The sequence below is a fragment of the Streptomyces sp. NPDC001153 genome (assembly GCF_053598315.1).
Genome location: NZ_JBSFJZ010000004.1, coordinates 106458 through 126924 on the forward strand (window position 1 = coordinate 106458; position 20467 = coordinate 126924).

Below are 20467 nucleotides of genomic sequence, written 5' to 3' on the forward strand. Positions count from 1 at the left end.
CCTATTCCCGTACCTGGACCAGGGGCTCGCGGGTGAACAGCGTCCCCAGCGTCGGCGCGTTGACCCGCCGGTCGGCCAGCCTCAGCCCCTCCCACACCGTCACCTGGTTCGCCGTGAGCACCGGCTTGGACAGCGCCTTCTCCAGCAACGACAGATGCGCGGCCGTGTGCAGGGCCGTGTCCGGGAGCAGTACCGCCTCCGCGTCCGGGACGTCGGCCGCCCGGGCCAGCGTCAGCACGTCCTCCTCGCCCCACGTGCCGACCTCCGCCGCCGTGACGATCCCCGAGGACCGCATCCCGGTCACCTCGAGCCCCGCGGCCCGCAGGAAGTCCGCGAACAGCGCGGCGACGTCCTCCGGGTAGGTCGCGCCGACCGCGACCCGCCGCACCCCGATCTCCCGGGCCGCGTGCACGAAGGCGAACGACGTCGAGGACGCGGGCATCCCGGCCAGCCGGGCGAGCGTGCGCACCTGCTCCTGGGCGCCCTCCCAGCCGTGCACGAAGCCGCCGCTGGTGCAGGCCCACACCACCGTCTCGGCCCCGGTCAGCCGCAGGCTCTCCATGCCCGTCGCGAGCCGCTCGGTGGAGCCCATCTCGCGCAGCGCCGCCACCCGGTGCGCGTCCTCGCCGATGTCGGTGTGGACCAGGTCCACCCGGATGTCGCTGCCCAGGAGCTGCTCGATGCGTGGATAGTCGTCCTCGGCGGAGTGGCCCGGGTAGAGGAATCCGAGTGCGGTCATGTCCAGCCTTCCTGCGTCTCTTCCGGTGTCGCTTCCTGCGTCTCTTCCGGCAGTGCGGGGGGCCAGGCGCGCGCCGACTCGTCCAGCAGCGCCTGGTACGGCCCCACGGCTCGGGTACCCAGCCGGCGCAGCGCAGCCCACATCGTGACCTGGTTGGCAGACAGCACGGGAATGCGCAGCTCGGCCTCCAGCTGGGGGATCACGTCGTACGTCGGCAGGTTGGTGCAGGAGATGAAGAGCGCGTCGGCGGTGCCGGGGCGGACCGCCTGCCGGGCCATGGCGACGACGTCCCGGTAGGGCACCCGCCAGATATGCCGGGTCAGGCCCATGAAGGCGCACCCGGTGACCTCGACGCCGGCCTCGGCGACGAAGTCCTCCAGCGCCCGGGTCACGGACACGGTGTACGGCGTGACCAGCGCGACGCGCCGGACCCGCAGCTCGGCCAGCGCCTCCAGCAGCGCGCCGGAGGTGGTCACCGAGGGCGGCGCGCCCGCGAGCCGCATCGCCGCGCACATCGCCCGCTCCCCGGGGATCCCGCCGACGAAGCTGCCGGAGGCGCAGGCGTAGGCGACGACCTCGGGCGCGACGGCGGTCAGCGCGCGCACGGCGTCACCGAGGGTCTCGTGCTCGCTCACCAGACGAGCCAGGTCCAGGCTCACCTCGACCGGCACGAACGGGGTCCGGGTCAGATGCAGCGACACCTCGTCGGGCACCCAGCGCCACAGCTCCCGGTCGAGGGCGAAGTCGAAGGGGGCGACCACGCCCACACCGCGCTGGAGGCGGGGGCCGCCGAGAAAAGAGACGTCCATGGCTGGCACCGGCCTCACGCTGGGAGACGAGTGGGCAACGGATCGCGAGTACGCCCGTGTTGACGAAGGTAGATTCGGGTGCGAGCGTGGTCAATCCGCGCATAATCAGCGCACGTCAGCACACCTGGTCCGCGCACATCAGACGCTCGGAGCCGCCCCGTATGACGACCCTCCCGACCCTCCTCGTGCTGGACGCCGACCCGCCGCCGCGCCTCGGCCGGCTGACCGGCCGCGCCCGGATCGTGCACACCGACGCCGCCCACCTGGCCGAGCGGCTGCCGCAGGCGGACGTCCTGCTGGTCTGGGACTTCACCTCGCACGCGGTCCGCGAGGCCTGGCCCGGGGAGGGGCCCCGCCCGCGCTGGGTGCACACGGCGAGCGCGGGCGTGGACCATCTGCTGGGCCCGGAGCTGGCCGCGTCGGACACGGTGGTCACGAACGCGCGCGGGATCTTCGACCAGCCGATCGCCGAGTACGTGGCGGCCCTGGTGCTGGCGGTCGCCAAGGACCTGCCGCGCACCCTGGAGTACCAGCGGGAGCGGACCTGGCGGCACCGGGAGGGCCGGCGGGTGGCGGGCACGCGCGCGTGCGTGGTCGGCTCGGGCCCGATCGGCCGGGCGATCGTACGCACCCTGAAGGCCCTCGGCGTGACGACGGCGCTGGTCGGGCGGGTGCCGCGGACCGGCATCCACGGGCCGGCCGACCTGGACCGGCTGATCTCCCGCGCGGACTGGGTGATCGCGGCGGCACCGCTCACCGAGGAGACGTACCGCATGTTCGACGGCCACCGGTTCGGCGTGATGCAGCCGTCGGCGTTCTTCGTGAACGTCGGCCGGGGCGCGCTCGTGGACGAGGACGCCCTCGCCCACGCCCTGACCCGGCGCTGGATCACGGGCGCGGCCCTGGACGTCTTCACTACCGAACCCCTCCCCCCGGACAGCCCGCTGTGGGGGCTGCCGGGGCTGATCGTCTCCCCGCACATGAGCGGGGACACGGTCGGCTGGCGGGACGAACTGGGCGCGCAGTTCGTGGAGTTGTACGAGCGGTGGGCGGCGGGCAGATCATTGGTGAACGTGGTCGACAAGAAACGCGGTTACGTGCCCGGTCACTGATCTCTCGGACCTCTTGACCTCTTGGCCTCTTGGAGGGTGCATGCAGCTCACCGACCTGACCGCCGTACAACTCCTCGACGGCTACCGCAAGGGCGAGTTCAGCCCCGTGGAGGCGACCGCGCAGGCCCTGGAACGGGCCCGCCGCATCCAGCCGGAGGTGAACGCGTTCGTACGCCTCACCGAGCAGGACGCGCTGACCCGGGCGCGGGAGTCGGAGGAGCGCTGGCGGCGCGGCGAGCCGGCCGGGCTGCTCGACGGGGTCCCGGTGACGGTGAAGGACATCCTCCTGCTGCGCGGCCACCCCACCCTGCGGGGCTCCAAGACGATCTCCGAGCAGGGGAGTTGGGACGAGGACGCCCCCTCGGTGGCCCGGCTCCGCGAGCACGGCGCGGTGTTCCTGGGCAAGACGACGACCCCCGAGTTCGGCTGGAAGGGCGTGACGGACTCCCCGCTGTCCGGCACCACCCGCAACCCGCACGACCACTCCCGCACCGCCGGCGGCTCCAGCGGGGGCAGCGCGGCGGCCGTGGCGCTCGGCGCGGGCCCGCTGTCGCTGGGCACGGACGGCGGGGGCAGCATCCGCATCCCGGCCGCGTTCTGCGGCATCTTCGGCCTGAAGCCGACGTACGGCAGGGTGCCCCTCTATCCGGCGAGCGCGTTCGGCACCCTCTCCCACGCGGGCCCGATGACCCGGGACGCGGCCGACGCGGCCCTGCTGCTGGACGTCATCAGCGCCCCGGACCCCCGCGACTGGTCGGGCCTGCCGCCCGCGCCCGGCTCCTTCACGGAGGGGCTCAGGGGCGGTGTGCACGGACTGCGGGTGGCGTACTCCCCGTCCCTCGGCGGCCAGGTCCCGGTCCAGCCGGCGGTCGCGGCGGCGGTACGGCGGGCGGTGGCCTTGCTGGCCGACCTCGGCGCGTACGTCGAGGAGACCGACCCGGACTTCAGCGAACCGGTGGAGGCCTTCCACACCCTGTGGTTCAGCGGCGCGGCCCGGCTCACCGAGCGCTTCTCCGCGCGCAAGCGCCAGCTGCTCGACCCCGGCCTGCGGGAGATCTGCGTGCGGGGCGCCCGCTACAGCGCGCTGGACTACCTGGCCGCGGTCGACGTCCGCATGGACCTCGGCCGGCGCATGGGCCGCTTCCACGAGCGCTTCCACCTCCTGGTCACCCCGACCCTGCCCCTGACGGCGTTCGAGGCGGGCGTGGAGACGCCGAGGGGTTCGGCCCACCGGCGCTGGACGGGCTGGACACCCTTCACCTACCCGTTCAACCTCACCCAGCAGCCCGCGGCGACCGTCCCGGTGGGGACGGACGGGGACGGGCTGCCGGTGGGGATGCAGCTCGTGGCGGCCCGGCACCGGGATGATCTGGTACTGCGGGCGGCGCACGCGTTGTACGAGGCCGGAGCGGTGTGACGGGTACGGGGCCGGCCCTGCGGCTACCGCCGGGAATCAGGCCCGGGTCACCGGTGCCTGGAGTTCCGTCACCCAGTCGTCGCGGTTCCCGGGGCACTCCAGGTTGACCTCGCGGGGGTATCCGGTCGCCCGGTAGCCGCCCGCGTCGATCCAGCGGGCCAGGGTCTGGGCGGTGGGCAGGACGGTGTCCATCGAGCCGCGGTGCACGATGGTCGCCGCCCGGTCGAGGGGCGGCAGGTCGAGGATGCGCAGGGCGCCGTCCTGGACAGGGGCCGAGACCTGGACCGCGGCGTGGACGGTGATCCTGCCGCCGCCCTCCGGGGCGTCCTCGTAGGAGGCGATGCCGGGGCCCGTGGGGGTGACACCTGCCGCCTCCAGGCGCCGGAACAGCTCGTCGTAGAGCGGCCCGATGACAGGGCCGATGTCCTCGGGCTGGAAACTCGCGGCGGTCGCGGTCAGCTCCGCCACCCGGACGGCAGGAACGTTCTTGATGACGACGTCGTTCGCGGGCATGTGCCCCTCGCTCTCGATCGCTCGGAGCCTCGCCTCGACCTGGACCAGCCGTGCCTCCGCGGCCGCCATGGCGGTCTCCAGTTCGGCCCGCCGCAGCCGCAGCATGCCGCGCAGTTCCTCGGCGCCCACCTTCTCGTCCACGATGTCGCGCACCTGCTGGAGGGTGAATCCGAGGTCCTTGAGCGCGATGATCCGGTTGAGCCGGGCGAGCTGCGCGGCGGTGTAGTGGCGGTAGCCGCTGGCGGGGTCGACGTGGGCCGGGCGCAGCAGGCCGGTCGCGTCGTAGTGACGCAGCATCCGGACCGAGACACGGCCGTGCCGGGCGAAGTCTCCGATGGTGAACATGATGTCTCCGAGTCGACCGCCTGACACGGTGTGAGGGTCAAGAAATCACATGGGTCGACGGCCTCAATGCCGGAATCGCTGCCGTTCCTTGCCATGCGGTGCCCGCCACACAATCGCCCTGGCGGCCAGGCCAGGGCGATTGTGTGGCGGGTGTGGCGAGCCGACATCAGGCGGCGGCAACCTCCAGGGCCTCACGGCCGCGACGGGTGCGCCTGAAGACGATCCGGTTGAACTCCTCGGGCGCCCTGTCGCCGTTGACGTACCGGAGGGCGATCATCGCCGCGAGGACGGCACCCACGAGGTCGTTCGTCACCTCGTCCCAGTCGTGCCCGTCCGCGCAGGTCGTCAGGCCCTTGAGTCCGTGCAGCGCGTGCATCGCCTCCCCGGCTTCCTCTGCGACCTTACCCACCTGCAGAGCCTTCAGCTCCTCCTCGGGCAGGTGCGCGCCCGCGCTGGCGCAGACATCCGACAGGGCTCCGATGACCTGCCACAGCTCACCCAAGGTGGTCTGCCCGGTGATCGCGATGCTCGTGGCCTCTTCGGCGTTCATGGCTTTCCCTCCCGACTCCGCGCGCCAGCGGGCCCTTTCGCACTGGCGATCCCCGCGGCGTACGGCCGCGGGAAGCCGATCCGGCCTAAGCCGGATGACGCGAGGGGCGGCCGAGCTGGTGCACCGTCCATCCGGCACCGACCCACCACTCCGCGTCCAGGATGTTCCGCAGGTCGACAGCGATACGCCGGGCTGCGACGCCGGTGAGCACAGCCGGGTCGACCTCGCGGAACTGCGGCCACTCGGTGCCGGTCACCACGATGTCGGCGCCCCTCGTGGCCTCTTCCACGGTGTCTGCGTACTCCAGCTCGGGGTGCCGCTGCGCAGCTGTCTGCAACGCATGCGGGTCGTGCACGGTGACGTGGGCGCCCCTCTGGTGCAGTCGGCTCGCGACGGCCAGCGCCGGAGACTCGCGCACGTCGTTCGTCCCAGCTTTGAAGGCGGCACCCCACATGGCGACCCTGGCATCGGCTACCGGTCGCCCGAGAGCGTCCTCGATGAGCTGTACAGCCATGTCCGACCGGCTCTCGTTGACAGACTCGGCGGCCAGCAGCAGCCGCTCGGCCTCGGCCGCACCGAGCTGATGCGCCGACGCGGTGAAGGCCCGGACGTCCTTGGGCAGACACCCGCCGCCGAACCCGATGCCGGGCATCATGCCCTTCGCGCCGATGCGCGGATCGATGCCCAGCGCCTCGACGAGTGTCATTACGTCGGCGCCGGCGGCCGTGCACATGTCCGCCACGGCGTTGATGAACGACAGCTTCAGCCCGAGGAAGGTGTTCGCCGCGCCCTTGATCAGCTCGGCCGTCTCCGGGCTCGTCACGATCAGCCGGGCGCCTTCGCCGAGGATCGGCGCGTACACCTCGCGGACGGCTGCCTCGGCGCGCTCGCTGGTGACGCCGGCGACGATACGGTCCGGACGCAGCGTGTCCTCCACGGCATGGCCCTCGCGCAGGAACTCCGGGTTCCACACCACCTCGACGTCGGCTCCGGCTGGAGCCAAGCGCTGCACGAGCGCGGTCAGCCGGGCCGTCGTGCCGACGGTCACCGTCGACTTGCCCATGATCGTGCAGGGCCGAGTGAGATGCGGGGCAAGGGCGCGTACTGCGCCGAAGACCTGTCCGGTGTCGTACGACCGGCCGTCGTGCGCGATCGGAGTACCTACCGCGAGGAAGTGAAGGTCGGCGAAGTCGGCGGCCTCTTCCATGCTCGTGGTGAACCGCAGCTGGCCCGAGCCGGTGTGCTTGGCCAGCAGCTCGGGCAGTCCGGCCTCGTAGATCGGGGCGTTGCCACCGTTGAGCTGGGCGACTCGATCGGCATTCAGCTCAACGCCGAGGACTTCATGCCCGAGGTGGGCCATGCCGGCGGCGTGCGGGATTCCGAGATGTCCGCAGCCGATGACGGAAACACGCATGAGGTGGTTGCTCCTTCGGGGTGGGCGACCCCGGGGTGGAGCCGCGCGCGATTCGCCAGACGCTATTGGCGTCGCGCGCAGCTCACGAGACGTACTGGTCACGCGGCCACGTCGAAGGCCACGTCGACGCCAAGGACCTGACAGAGCCGTTCCAGCGCCGGGGTGGCGGGCGCGCGCACGATGACATCACCCTCACGGGCGCCCTCGACCAGGTACTCGTGGTGGACGCCGTTCGCTTCCAGTCCTTCGGTGTCCAGAAAGAAGACCTTCATGCCACGTTGGCGGGCACGCGCCTGCACGGCCCGCCGGTCGGCGTGCAGCCCGACCACCAGCAGCGCCTTCGCGCCTGCCACGAAGGGCACAGGCGGGATCTTCTGGTCGTAGCGGCGAAGGAAACACTCCGGCAGCCCGGCTCGCGCCGCAAGCAGATCGAAGTTGTGTTGCAGCACCGGGCCGACGAAATGGCCTGCGTCGTGCAGCGCCTTCAGCGAGCGGTGAGCCTGGGTCGGCTGCGCCATGAAGCAGGCGCGGAACATCTCCACCAGCTGCTCCGCCTTGGCGCCGGGCACGGTCAGCATCTCCTTCACGAACGGGTCGTCGGCCGGGGCCATCGTGAACGCGTGGGCCTGTGTCAGAGCGTTGTCCCTGCGGGCTGTCACCCGGTAGATCTCGTGCAGGAAATGCAGCGGCGGCACCCCGGCCTCGATGCTCGTGCCGCAGCCGAGCTCGACCTGGAACGGCAGGAAGTCCGCCAGGCCCGCAAGGTCCGGCGCGTACTCGGGGGTGCCACGCTGCTCCTTGACCCGCATGCCGCCGGCGAGGACATTCCACGGCATCTGCCGCACCGCCCGGGTGACCTCGAAGTCTTCGGAGACGAAGGTGAGGTCGACCGATCGGAACCCGGGCAGCGTGTCCCTGCCGGCGCGCTCGTCCTGCGGATGGACGTCGTACGTGGCGATCGTGACGCGCAGGTCGCCAAGCTGCCAGAGATCATCGGCCTTCTGCCGCCAACGCCCCTGGGCCAGCCAGACCGCGATGGCGTCACGGTAGGCCTTGATCTCGTCGGCCGGGGCCAGGATGGAGTGGTAGAGGTACAGGTCCGCCAGAACCAAACGGGGGACCGGGAAGACATAGTCGAGGTCGTACCGGTACCGGTAATGCACGATCCGGCGGCGTCCCTGGGAGTCCTCGGACCATCCGGACTGCTCGGCGTTGGCCGGATCCTGAGTGCGGCGCCAGATGCCTTCCTCGATGGAGCGCGGCCGCTCATGGCCGTTTCCGGCGTAGTGCCGGTTCCAGGTGTCTACCTGCTCGTCGGTGAGCTGCTCGATGATGCTGTGGGGCAGGAACACAGTCCCTCCCTTCGCTAGTGCCTGATTCTTCGACGCGCCGAGTCCACCGGCGCCCGAGGTCGCTCCGCCGTGAACCGCTACGGCGCGGCCGGAGCGGGGGTCAAGAGCCGTCACGGCCGGTCGGATGCGACGGACAGAGTGAGCAGGGCAGCAAGCGACATCACAATGAGGATGTACAGCGCCTGCGCCTTGACGGTGGCGAACATGGGCACCTCGTCGGCTGGGCGCGGAGCCTCGGGGTCCTTGAGCCCCAGGTCGGCCCAAACGCATTTGCCCCAGGGCAGCATGTCGATCCCCCACCGGTTCGTGGTGGCAGCGACCATGGCCAGGCCACGGCCGCTCACGGCCTCCTCCTCCACAGGACCCAGCACCGGCAGTGCACGGCTCTTGTCGGTGACGGCCACTCGTACGTGATGTCCGGGAACCCGGCGGATCGTCACCCCGAAGACCGAGTGCCGGGTGTGCTGTACGGCGTTCGCGGCGAGCTCAGCGACGACCAGTTCGGCAGCCTCCGCCAGGTGCGGCAACCGCCAGTCCGCGAGGGTATGCCGCACGAGGCGGCGAGCGGCCGGCACCGACGCAGCCTCGCGCGGCAGCACGGTGGAAACCATCGGCATGCCGCCCTCGGCCATCAACGGGCGAAGCACGCCCGTGCGACTATTCCTGAGCGCTGTGTAACCCACAAAGCTGATGCAGTACCGACGGGCCTCACCCAAGTAGTGGTCCACCTTGGCGAGGTCGACGGCAAGCCGACGCTCGGCGCCGGTCACCATCGCGGGTCTCGTCTGTGGCGTTCCGACGCTTCCCGGAGTGACACCGTCGGGTGGTGTGTACAGATCGGAGCCCATGTGCTGCGGCCTCCCAATAGGCTCATTCAGGGACACCAACGACCCTAGAAAGTCGCCGGATCGTCCTGAAGTGACCGCGAGTACGGGTGGTTTGACGAAAACCGCCGGGAATGGACCTCCCGTGCGGCCGAGCACGCGACAAACCCTGACCGTCGGTACAGGTAAGGCCCGGCGGCCCCGGACGGGGCTGCTCAGTGGCTACGTCCTCCGCGTGATCCGCGAACAGCAGGGCTACACCCAGGACGAGGCCGCCGAACGCCTGGAGGTCTCCCCCGACACGATCGCCGGGTGGGAGACCGGCCGCCGCTCCCTGACGGCGTTACCGGTCGGCCAGATGCTCGGCTTACGCCACCGGCTGATGCAGATGCGCAACTCCCCTGCGCTCCTCCAGACGCTGGAGCGCGCACTGGAGGCGGACGTCCTCCTCGCCAGTGTCCTGGACAACAAGGCCGCCGTGGAGGAGAGCCCCCTGGGCGCGATGGTGATGCAGCGCGAGCTCGCCGAAGTGCTGGCGTGGCCGCTCATTGGCGTGCCGCCGCGTTCGGTCCGCACCCTGCCCGCACCGCCTCGGCCGCGCCGTGGCCCGGCACCGACCGGCCCCGAGCTGACCACCGCCGAACGGCAGACCGTCTTCGCACGCTTGCGACACACGGCCGAGCAGGCGCGTGGCCCGGGTCGGTTTCTCCTCCGCCGCCAGGCCCTCTACCTGTCCGGCTACGACGTGGCGGCCGACGCCGGCGACTGGCTCGCCCACCAGCAGCGCACCGAGCGCCCGGACGACTGGCTCACCGCCTGGCTCAACACCCGTTCCGTGGCCGCGGTCGCGGCCCGGCAGGGCGATCGCGACCGCATGTCGTATTTCATCGACACCGCGCTCATGGACGACGACGCCGGCGAGGCCGCGAACTTGGCGTACTGGGCCTACTGGATCGGTGAGACGTCCGTCCCGCAGCTGAGCGACGACTTCATCGCCGACGGCTCCCTCGGCCCGTGGAACGGGCACAAGCTCCTGGCCCACCTCGTGGAGGGCATTGCTCCCCACCACGGCTACGTGGACCTCAACATCCATAGCGTGTGGTCCCTGCTCCAGGCGCGCCCCAACCTGCTGCGATCCGGAGTCGTGGCCCGGGCCCTGCGTGACCGGCTCCCGATCATGTTGGATAGCGGAGAGCTGTCGTCGCGCGCGCGGCGGGAGTTGGAGAGCATCCGGTACGTTATCCGCCTCGCTGAGGCGTGAGAGGAGCCCACGGTGTCCGACGAGATGACCGCTGTAGCGCGCTTCCTGTACGAGGCGGGGACGCTGAAGCAGAGCAAGCGGACCGGGTGGTGGATGGCCGGTGTGAAAGACCCTGAGTCGGTCGCGGATCACTCCTGGCGTACCGCCCTGATCGCCACGATCATCGCGAAGCTCGAAGGAGCCGACCCGGCCCGTGCCGCGTTCCTCGCCGTGTGGCACGACAGCCAGGAAACCCGTACCGGCGACGTCAACCACCTGGGCAAGAAGTACACCAAGGGCGAGGCCGACCCCGAGGCGATCACCGCCGACCAGGTCGCCGGCATGCCCGCGATGCTCGCCGACGCGGTCAAGGAGCTGATCGCCGAGTACGAGGGCAAGGAGTCCCTGGAGGCCCGGTGTGCTCGGGATGCGGACAAGCTGGAGTGCATGATCCAGGGCGTCGAATACCGCGATCAAGGGTACGCCAACGTCCAGCGGTGGATCGACAACAGCCGTGGCCGGATCACCACCAGGAGCGGCCAGGAACTCGCCGACGCCGTGCTGAAGACGGGGTCCCTCGACTGGCTCCACGCCGCGCTCGGCTCGCGCGATTGATCAGGCCCGGGTCACCGGTGCCTGGAGTTCCGTCACCCAGTCGTCGCGGTTCCCGGGGCACTCCAGGTTGACCTCGCGGGGTTATCCGGTCGCCCGGTAGCCGCCCGCGTCGATCCAGCGGGCCAGGGTCTGGGCGGTGGGCAGGACGGTGTCAGGCGGCCCGCCGGAAACTGAGCGTCTCCCCCGCCGCCCCGCTGCGCCACAGGTCGTTGCACGCCTCCGCCATTGTCTCCAGGCCCTCCACCACCCGGCCCCACACGATCCCCGGCACCCAGCCCACGTCGCCGTTGAGGAGCAGGTTGTTGCGTTCGTAGAACAGGGCCAGGTCGACCACCGTGGTGCCGGGTCGCACCTCGCGGTCGTAGCCGTAGGCCTTGGTGCCCAGCTCGGTGCCGGCGAAGGAGAAGTAACAGAGGTCGCCGGGAATCGGGGTGACCGTCGGGTTCTCCAGTGGGGGTTCCGTGGAGGCGAAGGGAGGGAAGAGGGCGTAGATCTCGTTGCGCGCGTACTTGGCGTGGTAGACGTCGCCCGCGAGTGGCAGGGCTTCCCAGACCGCCGTGCAGGTCAGGGGCGCGCGGTCGTCCAGCAGTCGTGCAGTGCAGTGCACGTCCCGCTTGTCGAGCGAGACGGTGACGAATCGGTCGGCCATGAAAACAAGGGTGCATAGCCCGGATCCGCTTGGGTAGCCGCGCCGCCATGGCTCCACCACTTGGGAACGACGTACACACATTCCGGTCGGGACTCAGACACAGCCGGCACACCCGGCGCTCGGTGCTCGGTGGCCTCGCCGCCCTCGGTGTGCTGGGCGCGGCGGGCTGCTCCCGGGTGGCCGAGGCGTCCGGCAAGCAGGGCGGTGACCTGCTCGAACGCCTCCGCGCGCAGGGCGTCGTACGCCTCGGCATCGCCGGGGAGATCCCCTTCGGGTACATCGACAAGGACGGCCATCTCACCGGTGAGGCGCCCGAACTGGCCAAGGTGATCTTCAAGCGGCTGGGGGTGGACCGGGTGCAGCCCGTTCCCACCGAGTTCGGCTCGCTGATCCCCGGGCTCAACTCCCAGCAGTTCGATGTCGTGGCCGCCGGGATGTACGTCAATCCGGAGCGCTGCCAGCAGGTGATCTTCGCGGATCCGGACTATCAGATGCTCGATTCGTTCATCGTGCGCAAGGGCAACCCGCTGGGCCTGCACTCCTACAAGGACGTCGTCGCGAAGAAGGCCAAGTTCGCCACCGGCACCGGCTACGCGGAGATCGAGTACGCGGTCGGGGCCGGGTACAAGCAGAGCGACATCCTCATCGTCCCGGACCAGGTGGCCGGGCTGAACGCCGTCGAGGCCGGCCGGGTCGACGTGTTCGCCGGTACGGCGCTCACCACCCGCGAGGTGGTGAAGAAGTCGGGCAAGGCGGAGGCCACCGAGCCGTTCGCGCCGCTGGTGAAGGGCAAACCGCACGTCGACGGCGGCGCGTTCGCGTTCCGGCCGACCGAGACGAGGCTGCGGGACGCCTTCAACGTCGAGCTGCACAAGCTGAAGAAGAGCGGGGAGTTGTTCCGGATACTCCGGCCCTTCGGATTCACCAGGGCCGAGATGACCGATCTCACCGCGAAGGAGTTGTGCGGCGGATGACCTCGGGACTGTGGGACCTCGTACTGAAGGGTGTCTGGACCACCGTCCAGCTGCTGGTGTTCAGCGCCTTGCTGGCCGCCGCCGTGTCCTTCGTCGTCGGTATCGCGCGGACGCACCGGCTGTGGATCGTGCGCTTCCTCGCCGGCTTCTACACCGAGGTGTTCCGCGGCACCTCGGCGCTGGTGATGATCTTCTGGGTGTTCTTCGTGCTGCCGGTCGCCTTCGGCTGGCAGCTGGTGCCGATGTGGGCGGGCACGCTCGCGCTCGGGCTGACCTACGGCGCGTACGGCTCGGAGATCGTGCGCGGCGCGCTGCAGTCGGTCGATCCGGCGCAGCAGGAGGGCGGGATCGCGCTCAGCTTCACCCCGGCCCAGCGGATGCGGCTGATCCTGCTGCCACAGGCCGTGCCGGAGATGATCCCGTCCTTCTGCAATCTGCTGGTCGAGCTGCTCAAGGGCACCGCGCTGGTGTCGGTGATGGGCATGGGCGATCTGACGTTCAGCGCGAACCTGGTGCGCCTGGCGCTGCAGCAGAGCGCGGAGATCTACACCTACGTGCTCCTGATCTACTTCGCGATCGCCTTCGTGCTCACCCGGCTCATGCGTGCGCTGGAGAGGCGGCTGAAGGCCGGGATCGGCAAGGACGCCGGGACGTTCCCGGCGGCGCGTGAGCTGAAGCGGGCGCAGACGATCGGAGTAGGGGGGCGCGTCGCATGAAGTGGGACTGGAACGCCGTCAGCGAGTTCATGCCGCACTTCTGGGACGGTCTGCGGGTCACCCTCGAGGCCCTGGCCCTCGGTTCGCTGCTGTCCTTCAGCCTGGGCCTGGTGTGGGCGCTGCTGATGCGGACGCCGAGCCGGTTGGTGCGCTGGCCGGTCGGCGCGGTCACGGAGTTCGTGCGCAACACCCCGCTGCTGGTGCAGCTGTTCTTCCTGTTCTACGTGCTGCCCGAGTGGAACGTGACCTTCTCCGCGCTGACCACCGGCGTCTTCGCGATCGGCCTGCACTACTCGACGTACACCATGCAGGTCTACCGGGCCGGCATCGAGGCGGTCCCGGTCGGCCAGTGGGAGGCGGCGACCGCGCTGAACCTGCCGCGGCGGCGGACCTGGACCGCGGTGATCCTGCCGCAGGCGATCCGCCGGGTGGTCCCCGCGCTCGGCAACTACGTGATCTCCATGCTCAAGGACACGCCGATGCTGATGGTGATCACCGTGCTGGAGATGCTCGGCCAGGCCCGGCTCTTCTCCCAGCAGCACTTCCAGTTCACCGAGCCGGTCACCGTGATCGGTGTGGCCTTCATCCTCATCTCCTACCTGGCCTCCCTTCTCCTGCGAGCCCTGGAGCGACGCCTTGTCCGTTGAGACCCGTCCGCAGCCCTCCGCCACCGACGCCCAGCCGACCGAGCTGATCCGCCTGGAGAACGTCACCAAGCGGTTCGGCGCCAACACCGTGCTCGACCGGCTGGACTTCTCCGTCGACGCCGGCCGGCACGTGACGCTGATCGGCCCGTCCGGATCCGGCAAGACCACGATCCTCAGACTTCTGATGACCCTCACCAAGCCGGACGAGGGCGTGATCACCGTCGACGGCGAGCAGCTGTTCCCGGCGCCGGAGAAGCAGGTCCGGGAGGTCCGCAAGAAGATCGGGATGGTGTTCCAGCAGTTCAACCTGTTCCCGAACATGAGCGTGCTGCGGAACATCACCGAGGCGCCGGTGCAGGTCCTCGGGATGTCCAGGGACGAGGCCGAGGAGCGCGCCCGGGAGCTGCTGGAGCTGGTGGGGCTGACCGACAAGTGCGACGCGAAGCCGACCCGGCTCTCCGGCGGACAGCAGCAGCGGGTGGCGATCGCCCGGGCGCTGGCGATGCGGCCGCAGGTGCTGCTGCTGGACGAGGTGACCTCCGCGCTCGACCCGGAGCTGGTCGCGGGCGTCCTCGACGTGCTCAGGGACATCGCGCACACCACCGACATCACCATGCTCTGTGTGACCCACGAGATGGGTTTCGCCCGTGACATCTCCGACCAGGTGCTGATGTTCGACGGCGGCCGGGTGATCGAATCGGGTTCCCCGGACAAGATCTTCACCGAGCCGGAACAGGACCGCACCCGGGAATTTCTCAGCGCGGTCCTGTGACTACGGCGCGTGGATCCCGGAAGATGCCGAGGTCCGGCCGCTGCTCCGGCCGATGGGTCATGACGATGGCATATGCCAGAGGGTCTGCGCCCCAGTTGGGAGGGGTCGGGCAGGGGAAGAATCTCGCCAACCCCCTCTCCCCGTACCGGGTTTGCCCGTTATCGTGGTAGCGATCCGCCGACCGGATCTCGCGGCCCACACAGGCGAGCGCAGGGGGACACCGTGGCGCTGAGGAACGAGCCGACCGCCCCGTACCACTCGGCCCAGGACGCCCTGCGCGTGCTGGAGACCGTCGCCCGCCATTCCGCCGGGGTGACGGACACCGAGCTGGCCCGCCGCACCGGCCTCGGCTCCGAGCGGCTCACGGCCCTGCTGCGCATGCTGCGCCGGGAGGGCTATGTCGAGCAGATCACCGACGGGGCGTACGTCACCGGCGACACCCTGCGCCGCCTCACCTCCGCGCACGACCGTGAGCGGGCCCTGCGCGAGAAGCTCCAGCACACCCTGGACCGGCTGCGCGACTCGGTGGGCGCGGCGGTCTACATGAGCCGCTACGTCGACGGCGAGGTCAGGGTCACCCAGTACGCCGCCGGGCCCACCACCCCGGCGGTCAACGAGTGGGTCGACTTCCGCTACTCCGCCCACGCCACGGCGGTCGGCAAGAGCCTGCTGACCCAGCTGGACCACAACGCCCGCCGCGATCACCTCTCCCGGCACAAGATGGCCCGCCTCACCTCGCGCACCATCACCAGCGACAAGCTCCTGCTGTCCCGCCTGGAGTCCCAGCCGCCGACGGTGCCGGTCCTGGACCTCCAGGAGTACGCGATCGGCACGGTCTGCGCGGCGGTCCCGATCACCGCGGGCTCCTCGGTGGGCTGCCTGGCGCTGTCGCTTCCCGTGGAGCACGCGCACCGGCTCAAGCAGGCCGCGGAGGCCCTGAACCGGAACGCGGCACCGGTGCTGCTGTCCCTGGCCCTGTAGGTGGTCACCAGCACCCCTCAGGACCAGGTAGTATTTTCTTCGTCGCCAGCCGCGGGGAGCAAAAAACCGCAGCAGGCGGGAGTCATGCGCCGCTAGCTCAGTTGGTTAGAGCAGCTGACTCTTAATCAGCGGGTCCGGGGTTCGAGTCCCTGGCGGCGCACACGGACGAAGGGTCCCTTGCGAGAGCGAGGGGCCCTTCGGCGTCCCCCTCCGTAAGCCTCCGGTAGGTCTCCTCCCCCGGCGGCCGCCACCACACCGGATCGGCGCACACGTACCCCTCCCGCCGCAGCCGCGCCCGGTGGATCTTGTTCGTGGCCGTCACCGGCATCCGCTCCACCACCCGCACGAACCGCGGTGCCATCTTGGTGCCCAGGTCCGGCTGGGCCGCCAGGAACCCGGCGAAGCCCGCCGGATCGAAGGACCCGGCGATGGTCGCCATCACCTGGTCCCCGGTCACCGGGTCCGGCACCCCGTAGACGGCGACGGCCACCGCGCCCTCGTACCGGGCGACGATGTTCTCGATCATCGCGGCGGCCAGGTTCTCCCCGTCGACACGGATCCTGTCGTCGCCGCGGCCCGCGAAGTACAGATAGCCGTCGGCGTCCCGGTAGAAGAGATCACCGGTCCAGTACGCCCCGCCCCTGCGCCGCTCGGCCTCGGCGGCCGGGTTCCGCCAGTAGCCCTCGAAGGGGTTCGGCCCCCGGTTCACCAGCTCACCGATCGCCTCCTCCCCGTTGAGCAGCCGCCCGGCGGAGTCGAACACGGCCGGCGGGCACTCGCGCCCCGTGGCCGGGTCGAGCACCACCAGCCCCGGGCCGGCCGGCCCCACCGCGCCCTTCGGCGTGCCCGGCGCCCACTGGATCGCCGCACCGCCCTCGGAGGAGCCGTAGCCCTCCACCAGCCGGACCCCGAACCGCCGCTCGAAGGCCGCCGCGTCCACCGCGCCGGCCTCCGTGCCGAAACCGAGCCGCAGGGGGTTGTCGCGGTCGTCCGCGCGCTCCTCGGTGGCGAGGACGTACTGGACGGCCCGCCCGACATACGTGAAGTACGTCGCCCCGTACCGGCGCACATCGGGCAGGAACCCGGACGCCGAGAACCGCCGCCGCAGCGCGACCCCCGCGCCGGCGGCCAGCGCGGGCGCCCAGTCGGCGATCACCGCGTTGCCGTGGAACATCGGCATGCAGATGTAGTGCACGTCGTCGGCGCGCACCCCGAACTGCCTCACCAGCGCCTGCCCGGCCGCCGCCAGCCGTCCCTGGGAGCAGAGCGCGGCCTTGGGGGCGCCGGTCGAGCCGGAGGTGAAGTACAGCAGCAGCCGGTCGGTGGGTGCGGCGCGGGACGGGCCGGGCACGGCGTCGGCGTAGGGGGCGAGGAGGGCGGCGTACTCGGGGGAGTCCGTGACGAGGAGCCGTAGGCCGGGAAGGCCGAGTCCCGCCAGAAGGGGCAGGTGGGCCCGCTCGGTGACCAGGATCGGGCACTCGGTGTGCAGGATGTCCCGGGCCAGTTCGGGGCCCCGCCGGGTGGGGTTGATCCCGGCGACGGCCGCGCCGGCCAGGGCGGCGGCGCCGAGCCAGAGCGGGAACTCCTCGGTGTTGTCGAGGAGCACACCGACATGCGGTACGGCACCGGGTGGCAGCAGGTCGGCCAGCAGGGCCGCCCGCGCGGCGGCGCCCGCGGCGAACTGGTGCTGGGTCAGCGTCCGTTCCTCGCAGCTGAGTCCCGGGCGGTGGTCCCCCCACCGCGCCGCGACCAGCTCGGCGACCGTGCGTGCCTCGGACTCCATGGCAGGGCACAATAACTGACATGGCGTCAGATGAGGAGGGTCACGGCATCAGGCCGCCGGACTCCGAGAACGCCGGGTGGGCGGTGGAGATGAAGACCACGCAGAAGGCGATGAGCGCCCCGAGGAAGGCCACGCCGAAACCCGTGCCGACGGCCAGCTTGGCGGGCGCCGGCGGGCGCGCGGTGGCCCGCTGGGGCTGCTCCGGCAGATACCTCACGGCGACGAAGTCGCCTTCCACGACGGTCGCCGGGCCGTCCTCCTCCTCGAAGCGGACCGTACGGCCCTCGCGGGTGGTGAACTCGTAGACGTGGTGCAGGGTCGTCCGCACGGACGTGTCCCCGCCGCCCCCGCTGGTCGTCGTGTACATCCGCAGGCAGCGCGCCTCTGCGGTCAGGCCGTGCGCCCAGGTCCTGTTGACCCGCCGGGCGCGGCGCAGCAACAGGAAGGCGGCGCGCCCGAGGCCGGCGATCATGACGATGGGTACGGCGTAGAAGAAGAGCTCGAACATGAGGTTCCCCCGAGGTCCGGTACGCCGCCCGCTCGGCCGGCGTGCGAGGAACGTACCCGCGGGTAGGGGTCGCCGGCCTCAAGGGAACCTCAGTTTCCGTGCCGTGGCGGAGCGGTCCTCAGAACGTGACGTCCGAGCAGGCGTAGAACGCGTTGCCCGTGTCGGCGATCGTCCACACCGCGAGGATGACGTGGTGCCCGCTCAGCCCGGTCGGCAGGGTGCCGCTGTGGCTGAGGGTGGCCGGCGGGCGCTGGCCGTTGTACGGGACCGTCAGGAACGGGGTGAGGTCGAGGTCCGAGCGGGACAGGGCGTGGTTCTGGTTCCACCCCTGCCTGGTGACGAAGTACTTGAAGTCCGTCGTGGCGTGCTGGGCGGTGAACTGCCAGCGGAAGGTGTAGGTCTGGCCGCCGGTCACCCTGGTCGTGGGCCAGGCCGCGCCGGACGGTGTGGTCGGCGAGCTGAGCTGGGCGAACCGGCTCAGGCCGCCGTTGCAGATCTGGCCGTCGGCGGGCCCCGCGGCCGGGAATCCCTTGGGGCCCTCGACGCTCTGCGGCTCGTACTGGATGTCGCCGCAGCCCGTCACCGTGCCGTTGGCGCAGAGCTTCTGCCTGCTGATGGGGAGGTCGGTGTAGCCGTGCCCGCTGGCGCCGCCGGTGGAGAGCGCGAACGCTCCGGCGGTCACCACGCCCAGCACGACCGCGGACACCTTGGTCCTGGTGTGCATACTGCCGCTCCTGGAGAACGTGGGGAGTTCGGTGAGCTGTGCAGGTAGGTCTAGACCAAGTGTCAGATTATTGCCGCCTGTTGAACATGTCCATACCAATCACGGGCCGGGCTTACGACGGCTCCCCGCGCCCGGGCGGAAGGCATCCGTCAGGTCCCGCACCGGCACCCTCCGCCCGTCGGCTCGTGGTCGTCGAGTTCGTACTCCACCCGGAGCAGCCGCACCGAGAACACCTCCACGCCGACCGGCGCGGTCTCCTCCGCGACCAGCCGGGTCAGCGCGTCCCCGGCCGCCGTCAGCCCGCCCCGCGTCCCGCCCGCCGGCTCCACCGGCACCCGCGCCATCGCCGCCTCCACGCACGCGCGCACGTAGCTCTCGTGGTCCTCGACGCCGAGCACCGCCCGCGCGGTGTCCCGCATCCGCCACACCACCAGCACCACCACCCTGAGCGCCGTCCCGTCGGGATCCGCCGCCGGGACCGCCTCGCCGCGCCAGTGCCGCAGCCGCACATCGGCCCCGCGCCGCCGCAGCAGCGGGTTCACCCAGAGCAGTCCGGTGCGCCGTACCGTCCCCCGGTAGCGGCCGAACAGTCCGAGCACCCAGGCCCGCCCCGTCCGCCCCCGGGTCAGCCCGCCGAAGCCGAACATCGCGAGCGCCCCGGCTCCGGCGTACGCCGCCCACTGCGCCGGCCCCAGCCCCGCGCCCAGGGACGCGGGCAGGCGCAGCGCCTCCACCACGGCCGGCGGGAGCAACCCCGCCCACCAGGAGGTGGCCAGACAGCCGGCGGTCCCGAAGGCCCCGGCCAGCACCCCGGCCGCCCCCGGCAGCACCCGCGCCGGGCGCTCCACCAGTTCCGGGTCGACCTCCGGCGGCGGGCGGCGGCACACCGGCGCGGGGTGCCCGGGGAGCGGTTGCTCGCCGACGCCCCGCCGACGGGCCACCACGGCGGGCTTGAGCGGCACCTTCACCGACCCGTCCGGGATCAGCCGCACCGACCGCCCGACCGACCCCGGGCCAACGTCCGGCTGCCCTTCCGATTCGGGCGATGTGTGTGACGTGGTCGTACCCATACGTGCCTCCAGCCTCCGCGCCGGCTGCGTCGTGAACAGGGGATGGGACGGACAGGGCCGTCGTGGTCGGGGGGCGGTCGCCTTCGTGATCGGGGGCGGGGGCGGTCGCCGTCGTCGTTCGGGGCAGTCGTGCGGGCGGGTTGAGGGAGAGCGGTCGCGCGGGCGGGCGGTCAGAGAGCCGTCGCACGGGCGGCCGGCCGTCTGGGGTCTGGGCGGCCGCCGCTTCACCGGCGCGTCGTGCCGGATGGTCAGAGGGCGGTCGCTTGGCCGGGCGCTCAAAGGGCGGTCGCCTGGCCGGGCACTCAAGGACGGTCGCCGAGCGGAGCACTCAAAGGGCGGTCGCCGAGCCGGGCGGTCCCAGACCGGCCGCCCGGCCAGGCAGCCACAGACCAGCCACCCGGCCAGGCCCCCTGAGGCCGCCCGCACAGTCCGACGGTCACAGACCGGGCCCCGACCCGGCGCCCAAGGGCCGCCCACGAGGCCGGCAGTGAGAGACCAGCCACCCGGCCCGACACCCCAAGGCCCCCGGCCGGCAGTCACAAACCGGCCGCCAGGCCCGGCGGTCACACAGCACCCGCAAGGCCCAGCGATCACAGAGCAGCCACCCGGCCCAGCGGTCACAGAGCAGCCACCCGGCCCAGCGGTCACAGAGCAGCCACCCGGCCCAGCGGTCACAGAGCAGCCACCCGGCCCAGCGGTCACAGAGCAGCCAC

19 protein-coding genes, 1 tRNA gene and 3 pseudogenes are annotated in these 20467 nt (G+C 71.2%); 10 read left to right on the forward strand and 13 right to left on the reverse strand.

Translation table 11 applies throughout. The features are described 5' to 3' along the window. Nucleotide 1 precedes the first annotated feature (1 nt). Entirely contained in the window at nucleotides 2-739 is a 738-nt protein-coding gene (locus tag ACWDEN_RS05720) for a maleate cis-trans isomerase family protein (RefSeq protein ID WP_351618736.1), read from the reverse strand. Next, nucleotides 736-1548, reverse strand: coding sequence for a maleate cis-trans isomerase family protein (locus ACWDEN_RS05725; protein ID WP_351618734.1), 813 nt, complete (start codon nucleotides 1546-1548; stop codon nucleotides 736-738). The genes ACWDEN_RS05720 and ACWDEN_RS05725 overlap by 4 nt, the downstream gene beginning before the upstream one ends. A 161-nt stretch (nucleotides 1549-1709) precedes the next feature. Between ACWDEN_RS05725 and ACWDEN_RS05730 the strand changes: the two genes are divergently transcribed. Then, complete coding sequence (locus ACWDEN_RS05730; RefSeq protein WP_351618732.1) at nucleotides 1710-2660, forward strand: D-2-hydroxyacid dehydrogenase; 951 nt, start codon at nucleotides 1710-1712, stop codon at nucleotides 2658-2660. A 40-nt stretch (nucleotides 2661-2700) separates the two neighbouring features. Next, nucleotides 2701-4077, forward strand: a complete 1377-nt coding sequence (locus ACWDEN_RS05735) for an amidase (protein ID WP_450857452.1) — start codon at nucleotides 2701-2703, stop codon at nucleotides 4075-4077. Nucleotides 4078-4113: 36 nt separating this feature from the next. Here ACWDEN_RS05735 and ACWDEN_RS05740 read toward each other — a convergent pair whose 3' ends face one another. The 5 genes from ACWDEN_RS05740 to ACWDEN_RS05760 all read right to left on the reverse strand — a co-directional run bounded on the left by ACWDEN_RS05740 (nucleotide 4114) and on the right by ACWDEN_RS05760 (nucleotide 9024). Continuing rightward, nucleotides 4114-4935 carry a MerR family transcriptional regulator gene (locus tag ACWDEN_RS05740; RefSeq protein ID WP_351618727.1) on the reverse strand — a complete coding sequence of 274 codons (822 nt, stop codon included), beginning with the start codon at nucleotides 4933-4935 and terminating at the stop codon, nucleotides 4114-4116. Nucleotides 4936-5101: 166 nt separating this feature from the next. Beyond that, nucleotides 5102-5485 carry a MazG-like family protein gene (locus ACWDEN_RS05745; RefSeq protein ID WP_450857455.1) on the reverse strand — a complete coding sequence of 128 codons (384 nt, stop codon included), beginning with the start codon at nucleotides 5483-5485 and terminating at the stop codon, nucleotides 5102-5104. Between the two features lie 85 nt (nucleotides 5486-5570). Beyond that, a complete protein-coding gene (locus tag ACWDEN_RS05750; RefSeq protein ID WP_351618722.1) occupies nucleotides 5571-6899 on the reverse strand; it encodes a UDP-glucose dehydrogenase family protein in 1329 nt (442 codons plus the stop codon). A gap of 98 nt (nucleotides 6900-6997) precedes the next feature. Next, nucleotides 6998-8251: a hypothetical protein gene (locus tag ACWDEN_RS05755; protein ID WP_450857457.1), complete on the reverse strand. Its 1254-nt coding sequence runs from the start codon at nucleotides 8249-8251 to the stop codon at nucleotides 6998-7000. A gap of 110 nt (nucleotides 8252-8361) precedes the next feature. Continuing rightward, a complete protein-coding gene (locus ACWDEN_RS05760; protein WP_351618718.1) occupies nucleotides 8362-9024 on the reverse strand; it encodes an ATP-binding protein in 663 nt (220 codons plus the stop codon). Between the two features lie 220 nt (nucleotides 9025-9244). On the opposite strand from ACWDEN_RS05760, the gene ACWDEN_RS05765 reads away from it, so the two are divergent. Both ACWDEN_RS05765 and ACWDEN_RS05770 read left to right on the forward strand, forming a co-directional pair. Then, nucleotides 9245-10336 (forward strand): helix-turn-helix domain-containing protein, encoded by a 1092-nt coding sequence (locus ACWDEN_RS05765; protein ID WP_450857639.1) that lies wholly within the window; start codon nucleotides 9245-9247, stop codon nucleotides 10334-10336. 24 nt (nucleotides 10337-10360) lie between these two features. Then, nucleotides 10361-10930, forward strand: coding sequence for an HD domain-containing protein (locus tag ACWDEN_RS05770; protein WP_450857641.1), 570 nt, complete (start codon nucleotides 10361-10363; stop codon nucleotides 10928-10930). Here the strand turns inward: ACWDEN_RS05770 and ACWDEN_RS05775 are convergent. Together ACWDEN_RS05775 and ACWDEN_RS05780 are read right to left on the reverse strand one after the other, a co-directional pair. Beyond that, nucleotides 10931-11101 (reverse strand): annotated as a pseudogene (locus ACWDEN_RS05775) (MerR family transcriptional regulator); the annotation flags it as partial. Further along, nucleotides 11082-11579: a DUF3830 family protein gene (locus ACWDEN_RS05780; protein ID WP_351618714.1), complete on the reverse strand. Its 498-nt coding sequence runs from the start codon at nucleotides 11577-11579 to the stop codon at nucleotides 11082-11084. The pseudogene ACWDEN_RS05775 and the gene ACWDEN_RS05780, both read right to left, overlap by 20 nt. A gap of 47 nt (nucleotides 11580-11626) precedes the next feature. Here ACWDEN_RS05780 and ehuB point away from each other — a divergent pair, with 47 nt between their 5' ends. The 6 genes from ehuB (at nucleotide 11627) to ACWDEN_RS05810 (ending at nucleotide 15829) form a co-directional block, all read left to right on the forward strand. Next, a complete protein-coding gene (ehuB, locus tag ACWDEN_RS05785; RefSeq protein WP_351618712.1) occupies nucleotides 11627-12553 on the forward strand; it encodes an ectoine/hydroxyectoine ABC transporter substrate-binding protein EhuB in 927 nt (308 codons plus the stop codon). Beyond that, on the forward strand, nucleotides 12550-13269 hold the full coding sequence (gene ehuC / locus ACWDEN_RS05790) for an ectoine/hydroxyectoine ABC transporter permease subunit EhuC (protein ID WP_450857460.1): 720 nt from the start codon (nucleotides 12550-12552) through the stop codon (nucleotides 13267-13269). The genes ehuB and ehuC overlap by 4 nt, the downstream gene beginning before the upstream one ends. Beyond that, on the forward strand, nucleotides 13266-13916 hold the full coding sequence (gene ehuD / locus ACWDEN_RS05795) for an ectoine/hydroxyectoine ABC transporter permease subunit EhuD (RefSeq protein WP_351618708.1): 651 nt from the start codon (nucleotides 13266-13268) through the stop codon (nucleotides 13914-13916). The genes ehuC and ehuD overlap by 4 nt, the downstream gene beginning before the upstream one ends. Then, complete coding sequence (ehuA, locus tag ACWDEN_RS05800; RefSeq protein WP_450857462.1) at nucleotides 13906-14688, forward strand: ectoine/hydroxyectoine ABC transporter ATP-binding protein EhuA; 783 nt, start codon at nucleotides 13906-13908, stop codon at nucleotides 14686-14688. Before ehuD ends, ehuA begins: the two co-directional genes overlap by 11 nt. Nucleotides 14689-14910: 222 nt before the next feature. Beyond that, on the forward strand, nucleotides 14911-15669 hold the full coding sequence (locus ACWDEN_RS05805; RefSeq protein ID WP_351618703.1) for an IclR family transcriptional regulator: 759 nt from the start codon (nucleotides 14911-14913) through the stop codon (nucleotides 15667-15669). 86 nt (nucleotides 15670-15755) lie between these two features. Further along, nucleotides 15756-15829: transfer RNA gene (locus ACWDEN_RS05810), tRNA-Lys, on the forward strand. Here ACWDEN_RS05810 and ACWDEN_RS05815 read toward each other — a convergent pair. From ACWDEN_RS05815 to ACWDEN_RS05830, 4 genes and pseudogenes are all read right to left on the reverse strand, one after another. Continuing rightward, nucleotides 15795-17452: pseudogene (locus ACWDEN_RS05815) on the reverse strand (AMP-binding protein). The gene ACWDEN_RS05810 and the pseudogene ACWDEN_RS05815 overlap by 35 nt on opposite strands. Nucleotides 17453-17492: 40 nt before the next feature. Further along, a complete protein-coding gene (locus ACWDEN_RS05820; protein WP_450857464.1) occupies nucleotides 17493-17960 on the reverse strand; it encodes a DUF3592 domain-containing protein in 468 nt (155 codons plus the stop codon). 118 nt (nucleotides 17961-18078) lie between these two features. Then, complete coding sequence (locus tag ACWDEN_RS05825) at nucleotides 18079-18684, reverse strand: lytic polysaccharide monooxygenase auxiliary activity family 9 protein (protein WP_351618697.1); 606 nt, start codon at nucleotides 18682-18684, stop codon at nucleotides 18079-18081. A 200-nt stretch (nucleotides 18685-18884) separates the two neighbouring features. After that, nucleotides 18885-19754, reverse strand: a pseudogene (locus ACWDEN_RS05830) (SPFH domain-containing protein); the annotation flags it as partial. Between the last annotated feature and the right edge of the window lie 713 nt (nucleotides 19755-20467).